The following is a 15,647-nucleotide window of genomic DNA, read 5'->3' on the forward strand; positions in this document are numbered from 1 at the left end:
TAGTTTATGTCTTAACTCAAATGGTAAACTACCTACTATATAATTATTTTATAATTTATATAATGATTTGACAAATAAAGAATAACGATTGTAAGAAACCGTCATTATAATATTATATCTATTCTAGTTTATATGTGTCATATTTACCTTCTAGTATATAGTAAAAAGGGTACGAAAACTGTATACTGTGGAATTTCCATTGACTACTTTCTTTAATTAGCATACCCTCAAATCTAAATGGCCATAGAAATTCCTCTCCTATAGCTGTCTCCATGATTACTCTGGAAATATCTCTGTTTATTTTAAATAGTTTATCTTTTGAAGGAATATTTAAATCGCATATGCTTTTAATATTATCTATCTCTTTCATTATAGCTTCATTCTCCGATATTGTACTTTTTATTATTCCTCCTAGTGTTACCCAAGCTGTTTCTCCTTCTATATTTATAATTCCCAAATCCTTTTCTAACTCTATTTTATCCCATATTTGACTGTGCTGATTAATCGCATTTGCTATATCATCTGCTCCTTTATACCATGTTTCATCGGTATCAATCAACATAATTTTATCTGTGGCTGCAAAATATTTTTGTACTATATATTTACTTGAATTCTTTGTTTCACACAAATAATCTGCTTCAAAACAAGATAACATGTCCTTAATTTCGTTAAATTCAACCCTATCCTTACCATCTACATAGGCTTTAAGCTTCTGCCTTTCTTCTTTATTAAAATTTTTATAATCTAACATGCTAGTCATTCTAACCTCTGGGTAACTAGGCATAGGAAGAGAAAACTGCATATACCTAAACTTCCATTTACCATTATTAACCACTACACCTGTTATTCTGAGCGGATAATTATTAATTTTAGTTTCTTGTTTGTTTTGTCCAAAGGTATGAGCTATTATCCACTTTAATTTTGTAAGTCTTTCTTTTAATGTTAATCCACTAAACTCGTTATCTTCTGTAAAATACTCTTTAACAAGCTGAACATACCTGCCATATCTTTCTTCGCTGTCTTCAAACTCATATTTCACAGTACCACGTAAAGCTATCCAAGCTGTGTTGTCATTAAATGTTATAATAGGATTTTCAGTATCAATTCTCACATCTCCCCAGTATTCCCAGTCTGATTCTACTAATTCCTTTGCTTCGTCAAAGCCTAAACACCATTCACCATCACTGGTACCTAGTATGGCAACATCATTCCCTTGTTCAAAAATATCATTCATATAATTATCTATTATATTTCTATCTCTTCTTATATACCCTTGCTGAAATTTATCTATCAAGTCCTTTATTTGCTGTATCTGTGTGCTGACATTTATTTTATTATTTTGTTTTTTCATATAATTACCCCCTATTAATTTTTTAGCTTTTACAGTTTTGCTAGCTTAAAGACAACAGATTATACAGCAAAAACAAAAAAGCTGTAAATGAACAACTATTCATTTACAGCCTGCTGAGCCATCAGTTCGTCTGAGCATGTAAAAACAAATATAAGCATATTTAGCGAATATTCTGTAAGCATGCTATTTTATTGCACGACAGTATAGCTTAAAGGCACATAATGTTGTCCTTAACCTTCTAACAATAATCTGCAAGGCACGACAAATGCACCTTATAAAAGGCAATGTCTAAACCATCACAAACATTAAAATTAGATTATCTGTTAAGAACAACTATCATGACACAACCTCCTCAAAACTATTTGTAACATTATACCACATAGTGTTTTATATGTAAATTATTTATTACCATTTAAAAACTGCACACGCTATGTTAAATCCTACTCCTGAAGCTACAAAAACTATTGTATCACCTTTCTTTATTTTATTTTCTCTTATAGCTACATCTAGTGCCATAGGAATACATGCCGAACCAGTATATCCGTATTTATCCATTATGCAAGTAGTTTTTTCCATAGGAAGCTCTAGTACGTTCAAAACTTCTTCAATAACCCATTTGTTTATTTGCGTAAAGAAAAAGTGGTCTACATCATTAATATGAAGATTAACCTTTTCTAAAGTCTGTGTAATTAATGATGGCCATAATCTCACAGTTCTATCTGTTCTTTCCTTGGTAAGAGAATACTCTTTGCTCCTTGCATTTATGCTAAATATATCGTACTGTGCTCCATCTGCAATAAGCTTTGATGCTAAAAAACCACGTTCTTCCTCAGTAGCTGTAAGCACTACAGCCCCTGCTCCATCTGCAAATATTGGAAATATATTTGCATCCATTTTGTCTACAAGCTTTGTCATGTTATACACACCAATTAAAAGAACATTATTATATCCTCCTGTCATAATAGCTCTTGAAGCTATATCAAGTGCACTTACAAAGCCAGCACAAGATGCGTTCATATCAAATGTTCCTGCATTTTTTGCCATCAATCTTCCTTGTACTACAGAAGATATAGCTGGACTGATATACTCTGGAGTATCCGTAGCAACTATAATTAAATCAATCTGTTCTGGTTTAAGTCCCGTATCTTTTATAGCAACTATGCCAGCATTAGTAGCTAAGTCTACTGAGCTTTCATCATCTCCCATTATGAATCTTTGCTTTATCCCTAACTTAGCTTCTAGGCTAGGATCCACAGGATTTCCAAATATCTTTTCCATATCCTCATTTGTAACTAGATTTAAGGGTACATATTTTCCAGTTCCAATTATTTTTGCTCTTACCATTCTACCACTCCTGCTTAAGTAAAAAGGTCCTCTATATCTCAGAGCACCTTTTTGACTGTATTATGGGGGAGTTTACTTACACAATATTAAATTCCTTTTTCTCCATGTTAATAAACCCTAGGATTAAGGCTGCAAAAAGAACAGGTTTTTCATACATTGAGGCATGACCTGTGTTAGGAAGTACTACATGCTCTGAAGTACTTATTAGCTGATGAAGCTTCTTTTGTTCATGTATTGGTGTAATGTAATCATTCTCACTGCTTACTATAAGAGTCGGTATTTTTATTTTAGATATCTCATTAGTGACATCATGATAATCTGCACTTTCTGTAAGCCTTACCATAGAATCCATAAAGGATTTTTGATTGAATATCTTTTCAGTAAGAAAAGTTTTTCTTCTATTCATCCATTCAGCTTTTTCATTATAAAATTTGGGTGAATATATTACTGGTATAGTTGTACAGTAATAATCAAGTGGATCTCCAGCACTTCTGTTCCAAGCGACTCCTATATCTCTAAGCCATGGAGATGTTTTTGCAGTAGTATTGAAGAGAACCATTTTTTCAATATATTCTTCATACTTTACTGAGAACTCCAGTGCAACCTCTCCTCCATAGGATATTCCTACAATGTTTACCTTCTTAAGCTTAAGCTCGTCAAGTAAAGCCTTTAAAACCTCAACCTGAGTAGATTGTGTATAAGAAGTATCCTCCATTTTATCAGACCTGCCTTGATCTAAAAAGTCCAGAAGTATAAGCTGATTATTTGCAGAAAAAGCTTCTTTAAATGCTTCCCAACTTAAAGTAGACATCATAATTCCATTCAGAAGAACTAAAGGTTTTCCTTGTCCATGTGTTTCATAATAAACTTTTTTTCCTTCATATTCTATATACGGCAAATTAAATCCCTCCTATACTGATGACAACAACCTATTTGTCATATATTAATCCTATTTCATGAGCTTCTTTTATAAGCTGATCTCTGAATTTAGGATGAGCTATATTAATAAGCTTTTCTACTCTTTCTCGTGTATTTGTACCTCTTAATGATGCTACTCCGTATTCAGTCACCACATAGTCCACATCATTTCTTGAAAGACTTACTATAGCACCTTGTTTAAGCATAGGTACAATTTTGGATATTTCTTCTCTTTCTCCTGTTTTCTTATTCTTAACCATAGTAGTAGAGTAAAGAGCCATAATTGAGCGACCGTTTTTAGCATTCTGTGCACCTATTGCAGTATCCGCTTGACCGCCTGTCCCACTGAATTGAACTGGTCCTATTGATTCAGAAGCACATTGTCCTGTTAAGTCTATTTCTAGTGTTGTATTAATAGATACCATATTATCAATTTTACCATATGTGTAAGGATCATTTACATAGCTACCATCCATAACAAGAACTGAGGGATTATCATTAATAAAATCATAAAGTTCTTTATTACCAAGTGCAAAGGTACAGACTATTTTTCCTCTGTGTATTGCCTTCTTACTGCCATTTATAACTCCTAAATTAGCTAATTCTACCATCATTGAAGTCATCATTTCAGTATGAACGCCTAAATCCTTCTTATCTTTCAAATATGTAGCTACTGCATTTGGTATACCTCCTATACCCAGTTGTATACAGTCTCCATCATTTATCATTTCAGCTATATATTTGCCAATGATTTTATCCTTTTCACTTGGCGGCACATCTGGAATAGTTGGAACTGCATAATCAGTCTCAACTAGATAGTCTACTTCTGAATAGTGAATTTCCACATCTCCAAAGGTTCTGGGATAGTTAGGATTGATTTCAAGTATTACAATATCAGCTGCATCGATCATTTTTCTTTCATAAGTATTGCTTACCGAAAGTGAAATATAGCCATGCTTATCCGGCATAGTAGCAGCCCCTACATAAATATTAGGCTTAACATGAAATAGTCTTTTTACTCCTGCTAAATGAAGATGATTCGGAATAAAAGCAATGTTTCCATTTGAATGTGCTTTTCTTATAGGTGGAGAATAAAACCACCCATCAATATTAAAAGAATTCTTATACTCAGGCTTTAAAAATTCACCATTCGAAGTAGGAAGACAGTTAGTAATTGTTACATTCTCGACTCTGTCTGATATGGTATGAATATTATTCATGAAAAGCTGAGCTTCTGCTGCTCCTAATCCTGTAACAATTATATTATTTGATTTAACTAAATCAAGAGCTTCCTCAATAGATACCAACTTATCTTTATAGCTCATATTTTCCCCTCCAATGCTTATTTCCATTATTATTCTATTTCATTCTCATTATAATCTGATTCCACCGTTCACACTAAGTGTGTGCCTTGTGATATATTAAAATCTATCTAATGTGCTGACTCTAGCATTTCCACCCTTCATGGAAAATTTCTTCACCCATGTCTTCACAAGTCCTACTACTGTTATCTCTCAAAAGCCACCTCTAATTACAGTTTAAAATTTTCACAAACTTATATAGAGGCAATTACTATACTTGACCCCATTTGATAACATTTGCAGCCCATGCATATCCTATACCTGCAGCTATCATAGATATTACTGTCCCCTCTTCAATCTTTTCCTGATCTAGCGCTAAATGTAGTGAAAGAATCTGGTCTATCTGCCCCATATGTCCATAATGTTCAAGATATATTGATTGTTCTTCTGTTAATCCGAGAGTCTCAAGCATATTCACATGTTGCGAACGCTTAAAGTGCAATACATCTAAATAACCTAATTTATCTTTTGATATTCCTGATTTTTCGAAGGCTTTGTCAATACAGTAAAACCAATTACTCATTGAAACCTCTTTTAGCCTATCCTTCATATGTTTTGCATCAAATAATCTTAGTGATTTATATGCTTCCCCGATGTTTTCGCAGGTAATAGGTTTCTCAGTTCCACCAAATTCAACTCCTGCATCTCTTGCCATAGTACCATCAGTCATTATATGTGTTCCGAGGAGCAGGTTTTTATTGTAATTTTTCTTCAATATTATAGCTCCTCCACCTGCTGAAAGGTTATACATCATTGACATGTTTTTATCAGTATAGTCTACAAAATCTCCATTTCTGTAGCCACCTACTACCATTACAGTGTTAATATCATCACTTGCTATCATCATATCTTTTGCTATTTTCATAGCAGCAACTGTAGTACAACATCTTTGCTGAACATCTATACCCCAAGCATTAGTAGCTCCAATTTTCTCTTGTATATAAATTCCGGAAGTAGTAAGAGGATACTCTTTCCACTCTTCTCCCATGCATATAACCAGGTCTATTTCTTTTGGATCAACTCCCGTTCTTTTAAGAGCATCAAGCCCTGCCTTTACCCCCATCTCTTGAGTTCCATCACCTTCACCTGGTATGGGCTTTTCAATAATTCCTAACTTATTTATGATAGCTTCTTCAGTCCACATACCTTTTGTAGCTTCTGAAATCTCCTTAGCAGTAATTCTTTTTTCAGGAATATATAATCCAGTGCCTACAATACCTACATTGACTTCTGTAACTGACATTCTATATGCCCCCTTGTTTTGATTAATATTTTATTAATATATGTCATCTAAATCTTGACACATGAGAAAATCTATTATCAGTTTGTTTGATATCTCTGACTCCTCCATAAAAAAGACATGCCCTCCATTTTCTATTATTTCAACCCTTGAATTAGGTATTCTTTCATTGAGAAGCAGTGTGTTTTCATAAGGTACTACTCTATCTTTCTTTCCCGCCATAATCAATGTTTCAGCCTTTATTTTATTTACTTTTTCTTCAGCATTAAATGAAGCACCCGCCATTAGCTGCCTTTGATATGCATATTTAGGCTGAGGAGTTTTTATTTTTTCTTCAATTATTTTATTAAGGACATCATTATTTTTTTCTACATTATCTTTATTTAATGCTGTTTCTATCACTTCTTTTATATCTTCAATCGAATCATACTTACCTCCACCTTTAAACATTAAATTTAATGTTTCCTCAGGTATTGGTATACTATTAGTTCCTCCAAATGAAGTAGAACAAAGTATAAGCTTATTTACCATTTCAGGATATTTGATTGCAAACTGTTGAGCTATAAACCCACCCATAGAAACACCTAAAATGTTTGCCTTGTTAATATTTAATGCAGCTAAAAGTTCTGCTGTATCATCTGCAAAAAGCTCTATTGAATACTCCTCGTCTGGCTTGTCACTTTCACCTACCCCTCTATTATCAAATATTATTACTTTAAAATGTTTCGACAGCACATCAACCTGCTTATACCACATCCATAAAGAATATCCTAAGCCTTCGAGTAATACTACAGGTTCTCCCTCACCATGTATTTCATAATAAAGCTCTATTCCATTTGCTTTAATCTTTGCCATATGACCACCACCATTTAATCTAATTCACTAGACTGTTGCTTTTTTTGACATGTTCATTTTTTGTACAATTGCTTCAATATGTCTAAAAGCCCGGATTTGCCCGGGCCTTTTACTATTTTTATTTAAACTCGTTAAATCCTGTTCTTATCTCAAATATATAGTTCCCTTCAGCATCTTGAACAACTCTACTTACAGCCATTTTTGTAACTCCTTGACGTACTCCAGGAGCATATGATATCTCTGGTGCTAGACCTTCAGTAAATTTAAGGTTATTCATAGCATTTATAAATCCTTCCCACGAAAGATTATCTCCAGCTTCTTTAAGACCTGCGACAAATGTCTCTCCTGCAACCCAACCAGCCATTGTATAAGCATTTATTGGTACCTCTGGGAAGTATTTTTGCATAGCTTCAGTTAATGGCTTTAATCCCTCTTCTGTTACATCTAGCCATCCTAATACATTGAGATTTTTTATTATATTTGGCGCTCCTGGAGCTGCTATTGCTAAGAATGAAGCATCAGCATTCGAGTATGTTGTAAGGGTAGGCACGTCAAAAGCAACCTTTTCGATTTCTTTAAGTACTCCTGATACATCTGCTGATAATCCATAAAGAATTACTAGGTCTGGATTTAAGCCTTTAGCTTTTTGAACCTGTACAGTAAAATCTGTATCTCCTGCATTATATGCAAGCTTGCCTTCTTCTGGCAGTATATCAGATTTACCTAGTGCTTTTAACCCTTCTACGACGCCATCTAGCCCATCTCTACCTACATCGTCATTTCTGTATATAACTGCTATTTTATTTGCTTTAAATTCTTCAACTGCATATTTAGACATTAATTTTCCTTCATATACATAGTTAGGCTGAACCGGAAAAAAGTTTTCTCCAGCTTCTGTTAATTGAACCGCACCTGAACCAAAATATACACTAGGGATTCCTGCCTCTTTTACTGTTTCAACAGCTGCCATAACACCAGGAGTTCCTAAATGTCCTACGATAGCAAACACCTCTTCATCAAATACTAGTGATTCAACTGCTTGTAATGATTTATCTGGCTTGAATTCATCGTCTTTCTTTATCAATTCTATTTTCTTTCCATTAACTCCACCAGCATCGTTTATAGTTTTAAAGTATGCTTCCATTCCCCCAAAATAAGGAGTCCCAATGAATGATAGTGCTCCTGATTGAACACCTACTGTCCCAACCTTTATTGTATCGGCTGTAACACCTTGAGCAAGCTCAATTTTTCCTTCATCTTGCTTCTCTGTTCCCTGATCTTCAACATTTTGATTAACATCGTTAGTCTTTGAACAAGCTGTCATTGAAAATACTAATACTAAGCTTAAAATCAAAGCTAATAATTTACTTTTTTTCATGATTTCTTCCTCCCTTTATTTTTATTAAAAAGCCTTATAAGGCTTAAAATAACCCTATCTGCCTCCAAGGTATGCTTTTTTGATTCTTTCATCGTTTTTAAGCTCTTCTGCAGGACCTTGGTGGACAATCTTGCCTGTTTCCAAGATATATGCATAGTCGGCTACTGATAATGCTTGATATGCATTTTGTTCAACAAGTAGTATTGTAGTTCCCTCTTTGTTTATTTCTAAAACAATTCTAAATATGTCTTTAACAATTAATGGTGCTAAGCCAAGCGATGGCTCATCAAGCAAAAGAAGCTTCGGCTTTGCCATTAAGGCTCTTCCTATTGCAAGCATTTGCTGTTCTCCTCCTGATAGGGTTCCAGCCATTTGGCTTTTTCTTTCCTTCAGCCTTGGAAAATAGCTATATATCCTATCATAAGAATTATTAATGTTTTCTTTATCTTTTCTTGTATAGGCACCAGCCTTCAAATTTTCTTCAACAGTAAGCTCTGGGAATATCTGCCTTCCTTCTGGTGATTGAACGATTCCATCAGAAACTATATTTTCTGGTTGAATATTGTTTATAACCTTTCCTTCAAATTCTACAGTCCCCGTTCTTGCACTTAGAAGTCCTGAAATTACTTTAAGTGTTGAAGTTTTACCTGCTCCATTTGAGCCTAGCAAAGTGACTATCTTGCCTTTAGGAACTTCTATTGTCATATTTTTTAGTGCATGTATGTATCCATAGTAGGCATCTATGTTATTAAGTTTTAGCATCTATCACTCGCCCTCCTTTCCAAGATAAGCTTCTTGAACTGAAGGGTTATTTTGAATTTCATCTGCTGTTCCTTCAGCAATTTTTTTACCAAAATTGATAACACATATCTTTTCACAGGTATTCATAACTAATCCCATATCATGTTCAACTAGAAGGATAGTTATGCCAAATTGATCCCTTATTCTTCTTATAAGATCGGCAAGCTCTTCAGTTTCTGAGTGATTCATACCTGCCGCAGGCTCATCCAAAATTATCAGTTTAGGCTCAGATACTAATGTTCTTCCAAGCTCAACAAGTTTCTGTATACCATAAGGCTGTGATGCAGCTAGCTGATTTTCTATGCCCTTAATACCTAAAAATTCAAGTATTTCTAATGCTCTTTCTTTAATTAATTTTTCTTCTTTTCTAATATTAGATAAACCTAACCCTTGAGCTAATATTCCACCTCTAGTCTTTGTGTGAAGACCTATCATAAGGTTTTCTAAAACAGTCATCTGCTTAACTAGTTCCACGTTTTGAAATGTTCTTGCAAGTCCTTTTTCTATAATTTGATGAACCTTATAATCTAAAAGATTGTATTCTTCAAACCTTTCCTCATTTTTGACTCTAGGCCTAAAAGTTATTTTACCTTCATCAGGTGTATAAAACCTACTTATACAATTAAATACAGTAGTCTTACCTGCACCGTTAGGACCTATAAGTCCGTATATATTGTTCTCCTCAACTTCAAAGCTTAAATTGTCTACAGCCTTTAGTCCGCCAAAGCTAATAGATAAATTTTCAACCTTTAATATACTCATGCCCTGTCCTCCTATATAGCTTCATTACTGTCAACTGTATTTTTATTTTTTTTGGCTGATATTAGAAGCTTAATTTGAGCTACTATCCTAGAGAGCCCATAAGGGAAAAACATTATTACAAGAATTAATGAAATACCTGTGAATATGGAAGAAACATTTTTTATGTTTTCTAGTAAAGGTATTTCTTTTATAATCTCAGGTACCAGCGTTATAAATGCTGCACCTAGTATGCTCCCACTAATTGAAGCCAAGCCACCTATTACAACCATAGCCAATAGGTTTAAAGACAACTCAACACCCCATTGGTTAGGCTCTGTAAATCTTATAAGATGCATATATAGTGACCCTGCTATGCCTGCATAGAAAGCACTCATAGCAAATGCAACAAGTTTGTATTTAAATAGACTTATACCCATTGCCTGAGCAGCATGTTCACTATCTCTCATTGCAATAAGAGCTCTACCCGTTTTTGATCTTAATAGATTGTGTGCAAATATGGATAATAAAACTAGTATCATTACAGCTAGGAAAAAAAAGCTTTCTCTACTTCTAAAATCAATTCCAAAAATAACTGGATATTTTGCGTTCATTCCTGAGTATCCATTGGTAAAAGGTATCCATTCCTTAAAAATCTGCTGAATAGCTACGCCAAATCCAAGGGTAGCAATCGCTAGATAATGTCCCTCTAATCTTAACGCAACTAAGCCAAGCAGCAATCCAATAAACATTGGAATAATACCAGAAATAGCAAGTGCAATTAGGAAAGGGAGCTTCATTTGCATTGTTATATATGCTGACATATATGCTCCTAATCCCATAAAAGCCGCATGTCCTAAGGATATTTGTCCTCCGTACCCTAGAAGTACGTTAAATCCTAGAGCTACAATAGAATATATTACTACTGTATTTAGAAGCGTCATTGTTGACTTCTTAAATTCTATTGCTAAAGGCGCAAAGGCAACTATTAGCCCAATTATGATATACTGAAGTGGTTTATTTCTTAATATCTTCATCTGCTACACCTTCTTTCTATGAACTTGGCCAAATATTCCAGTAGGCTTTATAATAAGTGTTAAAATCAATATTCCGTAAACTATTACAGTCTTCCATGTCAAAGATATGTACATTCCAACCAAATTATCCAATACTCCAATTATTAGTCCCCCAACTACTGGTCCTATAAAAGAGCTGAATCCCCCTAGAACAGCAGCAATAAAAGATTTTAGATGAACATCTGCCATCATTGTTGTTGACACGTTTGTAGTAGGAGCTATTAAAACTCCGGCTATTGCTCCTAGTATTGTTGCTATTATCCAGGATGTTGAATATACTCTGGAAACTGGTATACCCATTAGTTTTGATGTCGTTTCATTTTGTGCAGTTGCTCTTATTGCAATTCCCATCATCGTTTTCCTTATCATGTAGAACAATATTGACATAATTATTATTGTAATTACAATAATAAAAACAGCATTTGGCTGAACAATTACTCCTGCTAAATTGATGTTTTCCCATGTAATTGCTTTTCTAAAGTAATAAGAATCTATGCCAAACAATGCTGAAGCAAGTCCATTTATTATCATAATTAATCCCAATGTAATTATCATTTTGCTTACAATTGAAGCCTTGCTTGCAGGCCTAATAAATATACGTTCAACTACAAATCCAAAAACTACAGCAAACACTATTGCTCCTATAAATGCCACTGGATAAGGCATATTGTGTTGCCAAATTTTTAAAGCAATAAAGCTACTAAACATCGCCATTTCACCTTGTGCAAAGTTTATTACATCTGATGTTCTAAATATCAATACAAGCCCCAATGCTGCAAGTGCATATAAACTACCTGTTTCAAGACCAGCTATAAAAGTTTGTAAGAATGCTTCCATTAACAATCCTCCTTAAATAACACGCTACTTAAATGTAGATAATTATCTTCAACATTATTTAACTATTTTAAAACGTTTTCCCGAACAGTATTGATAACTATTTAGGTGGCATTACAGTCGCTATCCCTTCTAGCACCATATCTCCTTTCTGATTTGTACATATAGTTCTAATCTTTAATCTATTTTTCTCCTCAATAATTTCCACTACCTCAACCTCTGCCTTAACAGTATCTCCTATCTTAACAGGTGCAGTAAATTTCAATTCCTGTGCTAAGTAAATAGTGCCTGGCCCTGGAAGCTTCATGCCTAATACAGCTGATACAAATCCTGCTGTAAGCATCCCATGTGCTATCCTTTCTTTAAAAAGAGTATTTTTTGCATATTCAGTATTAATATGAGCTGGATTCAAATCACCTGTTACTCCTGCATAAAGATATATGTCTGTTTCAGTTACCGTTTTTTGAAAATATTCCTTGTCACCTATTTTTATTTCATTAATTGTTTTGCCCTTCATATCAGTAATCACCTCTATATTTTTTTCTATTCAATAACATAGCAAGACACATGCCATGTTTTTTAAAAACTTATGTTTTGAGTGCTAAGTTAGTGTTTTTCTCTAATATACACAGTTTAATTAGCTTATTCTATAAATGAACTTAACAAAAAAATGACCTAGAAACTGTATTATATTCATACAGTTCTAAGTCAAAAGTTTATTATATGTATAATCCAATATTCTTAAAGTGTACTATTTTCGCACATATGTCGGGAAATATTACACTCTATATCCCATACTTCTCTATTTTGTCATATAAGCTAGATCTGCTTATATCAAGAAGCTTAGCTGTCTTAAGCTTATTACCCTTTGTATACTCTAAACACCTTACTATTGCTTCCTTTTCTGTATCTTCTATTATGTCCTTTAATGGCCTTATGGGCCCGTCCATTATACGTCTTGTATTTTGAGTCAAATATACAGGCAAATGTACAGGAAGTATGATATCTGAATCTGTTAGATTTATGGCTCGCTCTAAAACATTTTCAAGCTCTCTTACATTTCCTGGCCAGTTATGTGATCTTAAAAAATTCATAGTATTACTAGAAATGCCGGATACATATTTCCCAAGCTGATTTGATAATTTTTCTAAAAGCAGGTTTGTAAGCTGATCAATATCACTATACCTTTCTCTTAAAGGGGGTATGTCTATGGTCATAACATTTAATCTATAATATAAGTCTTCTCTAAATTTACCTGTCTTAACAAGCTCCTTAAGGTTTTGATTTGTTGCTGCTATAACTCTTATATCAAGCTTTATTGCAGCTGACCCTCCAACTCTTTCAAACTCTCGCTCCTGGAGAACTCTTAGTAGCTTAGCCTGCATCTTTAACGGCATGTCCCCTATTTCATCTAAGAAAATACTTCCCCCATTTGCCAATTCAAATTTACCAATCTTGCCACCTTTTTTAGCTCCAGTAAAAGCACCTTCCTCATATCCAAATAACTCTGACTCTAATAGTTCTGACGGAATAGCTGCACAGTTAACCTTAACAAAAGGAGAATAGCTCCTTCCGCTTCCATTATGTATTGAATGAGCAAATAGTTCCTTACCTGTTCCACTTTCTCCAAGTATTAAGACATTTGAGTTAGTTTGAGCCGCCTTTCTTGCCATATATTTTGAATAAACCATTTTTTCACTATTTCCTATAATGTTCTCCCATGAGTATTTTGCTCCATGGATTTCTCTTAACTGCTTTCTATAATGGTGTATTTCTGTTTCAAGCAACTTATTCTTTTGTATTATATCCTTAAATTGCTCTAAATCTTCGAAAAGAACTAGCCCAACTCCATACTCTACTTCATCATTGGAATTGAGAACAGGAATTCTATGTACTATGGCAGTGTAACCGTTTTCAAATCTATGTTTCCAAGCTATTTCTGCTTTTTTAGTCTTTAACACATATGGCCATCTTGAATTTTTATCTATTTCCAAAACTTTTGTTCCTAGAAGCTCTTCTTTTGGAAACCCTAAGTAATCAGCAAATACATTATTTATCATTCTTATTCTTGTTTCGCCATCTATTAATATTATTGGAACTGGGATAGGATCAAAAATCTTTTCCATAGTAGAAACAAAATAATCTGTTAAAAGTTCGCTACTGTGCTGAAACTTACTCTGATTATCATACATTCGTCTACCTCCAATTTGACATTACTAACCAATCCATTTTTAAATAAATACATTCTACAATAAAGTTATAAATCCTTTATATTAGCATATAAAAGAATTCTATAGTGTATTAATGTTAGCTTTATAACGGTTATCATAATCAAGTATATGTCTAACAAAATAAGAGGTAGACAAAATTATTATCTACCTCCTGCAATATCATACTAAACTATGTTTTAAAAAACATGTACTAATATTACTATACTAAATAAAAATGGATGATCTTTTAAACAAGAACTATCCTATATTCTTAAGGAAGTCGAAAAGCTCTTTTTGAAAATCTTGAGGCTTTTCAATATGCGGAGAATGTCCCGTATCCTCAATAACACATTCTATATAGCTGCCACCATTTTTTTTGTATTTATCTAATACATGTCTTATTTGAGCCACCATAGGCTGCGGTGGATATACTTCATTCCCAGGCCAATCAGGTATAAGTCCTAGTTTTCCTAAATATCCAAAGTCAAAAAAAGATTGATCTGACACTATCATATCAGACTCTCCTCTAATCCAAAGAATAGGTACTTTTCTCTCAATGTCAATTATCCCGCATGTATTCATATACTTTGGAGAAAAAGCATTATTAATTCCTTTACCTCCTGGTGCAACATTAGGCCAATCATTACACGCTTCAAAGTTGCCAGGATAAAAATCATCGCCTATTCGTGTTGACAACATTGAGCTTAAGTAAATCTCTTCTATATCCTTTGGTGCCCTAAAAGGTGGTTTGAAATAGAACTGATTCATTACACTAAGTGGACTGTTGGCAGATTCTTCGGTTCTATCCTCTTTAGTCAGTCTATCAACAAAATCAGGATTAACTCCACCTGCTCCAGTACCAGAATAGCTAGCTGTGCAAGGTGTACCATCTAAATCTTTAGTTCCTCCAAATCCATAAGGAGAAACTGGATTAACTAAAACCAAAGATGCTAAATCAAGAGGATAATCAATAGCATATTGCATAATAATTCCTCCACCTAGAGACCATCCTAACATATGAAATGGCTTATTAATACCTAATGATTCAACAAAGGATTTTAAGTCACCACTCCAATCTTTAACTCCACGTGTAGCATCTATGGGTAATCCTTCTGTTTTCCCATATCCTCTTAAGTCTGGTGCTATAACATAATAGTCCCTCGAAAGTGCCTGAATTGTTTGCAGCCAAAACAAGTTTGATGAAACATTACCATGGACTAGTAATAATACTTGATTTTCCTTGTTTCCAGCACTTAAATATGAAACATTTATTCTGTCGGTTAAAATACTTTTTGGTTCAATAATATCCAATTTCACCATAATCCCCCTTTTCATATTTACCTTCATTATAGTTCTGAAAAATAAATGAGTCAATCTCTAGGTTCCAGATGATCTCTAATCATTGCTTATCCTATGATCAATGCTCTTAATATTGAAGATTTAGTGATTTTATCTCTCTACTATAAGTGCTGTTCCTTGTCCTCCACCTATACATAGAGTTGCTAAGCCTGTTTTTGCATCTCTTTTCATCATTTCATATA

15 protein-coding genes are annotated in these 15,647 nt (G+C 33.9%); all 15 read right to left on the reverse strand.

Annotated features, from left to right (window positions below; translation table 11 throughout):
* Positions 1 to 118 precede the first annotated feature (118 nt).
* A complete protein-coding gene (locus HNR33_RS10950) occupies positions 119 to 1,351 on the reverse strand; it encodes a nuclear transport factor 2 family protein (RefSeq protein WP_429083237.1) in 1,233 nt (410 codons plus the stop codon).
* A gap of 405 nt (positions 1,352 to 1,756) precedes the next feature.
* Entirely contained in the window at positions 1,757 to 2,695 is a 939-nt protein-coding gene (locus HNR33_RS10955) for a 3-oxoacyl-ACP synthase III family protein (protein WP_429083239.1), read from the reverse strand.
* A gap of 76 nt (positions 2,696 to 2,771) precedes the next feature.
* The gene (locus HNR33_RS10960; protein WP_429083240.1) at positions 2,772 to 3,593 is read right to left on the reverse strand and encodes an alpha/beta fold hydrolase; all 822 of its coding nucleotides are present in this window, start codon (positions 3,591 to 3,593) and stop codon (positions 2,772 to 2,774) included.
* 31 nt (positions 3,594 to 3,624) lie between these two features.
* Positions 3,625 to 4,938: an acetyl-CoA hydrolase/transferase family protein gene (locus HNR33_RS10965; protein WP_429083242.1), complete on the reverse strand. Its 1,314-nt coding sequence runs from the start codon at positions 4,936 to 4,938 to the stop codon at positions 3,625 to 3,627.
* Between the two features lie 247 nt (positions 4,939 to 5,185).
* Positions 5,186 to 6,217: a 3-oxoacyl-ACP synthase gene (locus tag HNR33_RS10970; RefSeq protein WP_429083244.1), complete on the reverse strand. Its 1,032-nt coding sequence runs from the start codon at positions 6,215 to 6,217 to the stop codon at positions 5,186 to 5,188.
* A 33-nt stretch (positions 6,218 to 6,250) separates the two neighbouring features.
* Complete coding sequence (locus tag HNR33_RS10975) at positions 6,251 to 7,069, reverse strand: alpha/beta fold hydrolase (RefSeq protein ID WP_429083245.1); 819 nt, start codon at positions 7,067 to 7,069, stop codon at positions 6,251 to 6,253.
* 118 nt (positions 7,070 to 7,187) lie between these two features.
* The gene (locus tag HNR33_RS10980) at positions 7,188 to 8,447 is read right to left on the reverse strand and encodes an ABC transporter substrate-binding protein (RefSeq protein WP_429083247.1); all 1,260 of its coding nucleotides are present in this window, start codon (positions 8,445 to 8,447) and stop codon (positions 7,188 to 7,190) included.
* A 54-nt stretch (positions 8,448 to 8,501) separates the two neighbouring features.
* Positions 8,502 to 9,209: an ABC transporter ATP-binding protein gene (locus HNR33_RS10985; protein WP_429083248.1), complete on the reverse strand. Its 708-nt coding sequence runs from the start codon at positions 9,207 to 9,209 to the stop codon at positions 8,502 to 8,504.
* A 3-nt stretch (positions 9,210 to 9,212) separates the two neighbouring features.
* Entirely contained in the window at positions 9,213 to 10,010 is a 798-nt protein-coding gene (locus tag HNR33_RS10990) for an ABC transporter ATP-binding protein (RefSeq protein ID WP_429083250.1), read from the reverse strand.
* An 11-nt stretch (positions 10,011 to 10,021) separates the two neighbouring features.
* A complete protein-coding gene (locus HNR33_RS10995; RefSeq protein ID WP_429083252.1) occupies positions 10,022 to 11,023 on the reverse strand; it encodes a branched-chain amino acid ABC transporter permease in 1,002 nt (333 codons plus the stop codon).
* Positions 11,024 to 11,026: 3 nt separating this feature from the next.
* The gene (locus HNR33_RS11000; RefSeq protein WP_429083254.1) at positions 11,027 to 11,899 is read right to left on the reverse strand and encodes a branched-chain amino acid ABC transporter permease; all 873 of its coding nucleotides are present in this window, start codon (positions 11,897 to 11,899) and stop codon (positions 11,027 to 11,029) included.
* Positions 11,900 to 11,996: 97 nt separating this feature from the next.
* Positions 11,997 to 12,413: a MaoC family dehydratase gene (locus tag HNR33_RS11005; protein ID WP_429083255.1), complete on the reverse strand. Its 417-nt coding sequence runs from the start codon at positions 12,411 to 12,413 to the stop codon at positions 11,997 to 11,999.
* Positions 12,414 to 12,681: 268 nt separating this feature from the next.
* Positions 12,682 to 14,088: a sigma-54 interaction domain-containing protein gene (locus tag HNR33_RS11010; protein WP_429083256.1), complete on the reverse strand. Its 1,407-nt coding sequence runs from the start codon at positions 14,086 to 14,088 to the stop codon at positions 12,682 to 12,684.
* Positions 14,089 to 14,364: 276 nt separating this feature from the next.
* Entirely contained in the window at positions 14,365 to 15,423 is a 1,059-nt protein-coding gene (locus HNR33_RS11015) for an alpha/beta hydrolase (RefSeq protein WP_429083258.1), read from the reverse strand.
* 132 nt (positions 15,424 to 15,555) lie between these two features.
* The coding region (locus tag HNR33_RS11020; protein ID WP_429083262.1) for a hypothetical protein at positions 15,556 to 15,647 on the reverse strand (92 nt) is incomplete at its 5' end.

Origin of the sequence: Brassicibacter mesophilus (assembly GCF_050433385.1) — a bacterium.
GTDB lineage: Bacteria > Bacillota > Clostridia > Tissierellales > Proteiniboraceae > Brassicibacter > Brassicibacter mesophilus.

Coding starts and splice junctions, on each gene's coding strand:
- HNR33_RS10950 (WP_429083237.1), bottom strand. CDS start 1,351: ATGAAAAAACAAAATAATAAAATAAATGTCAGCACACAGATACAGCAA.
- HNR33_RS10955 (WP_429083239.1), bottom strand. CDS start 2,695: ATGGTAAGAGCAAAAATAATTGGAACTGGAAAATATGTACCCTTAAAT.
- HNR33_RS10965 (WP_429083242.1), bottom strand. CDS start 4,938: ATGAGCTATAAAGATAAGTTGGTATCTATTGAGGAAGCTCTTGATTTA.
- HNR33_RS10970 (WP_429083244.1), bottom strand. CDS start 6,217: ATGTCAGTTACAGAAGTCAATGTAGGTATTGTAGGCACTGGATTATAT.
- HNR33_RS10975 (WP_429083245.1), bottom strand. CDS start 7,069: ATGGCAAAGATTAAAGCAAATGGAATAGAGCTTTATTATGAAATACAT.
- HNR33_RS10980 (WP_429083247.1), bottom strand. CDS start 8,447: ATGAAAAAAAGTAAATTATTAGCTTTGATTTTAAGCTTAGTATTAGTA.
- HNR33_RS10985 (WP_429083248.1), bottom strand. CDS start 9,209: ATGCTAAAACTTAATAACATAGATGCCTACTATGGATACATACATGCA.
- HNR33_RS10990 (WP_429083250.1), bottom strand. CDS start 10,010: ATGAGTATATTAAAGGTTGAAAATTTATCTATTAGCTTTGGCGGACTA.
- HNR33_RS10995 (WP_429083252.1), bottom strand. CDS start 11,023: ATGAAGATATTAAGAAATAAACCACTTCAGTATATCATAATTGGGCTA.
- HNR33_RS11000 (WP_429083254.1), bottom strand. CDS start 11,899: ATGGAAGCATTCTTACAAACTTTTATAGCTGGTCTTGAAACAGGTAGT.
- HNR33_RS11005 (WP_429083255.1), bottom strand. CDS start 12,413: ATGAAGGGCAAAACAATTAATGAAATAAAAATAGGTGACAAGGAATAT.
- HNR33_RS11010 (WP_429083256.1), bottom strand. CDS start 14,088: ATGTATGATAATCAGAGTAAGTTTCAGCACAGTAGCGAACTTTTAACA.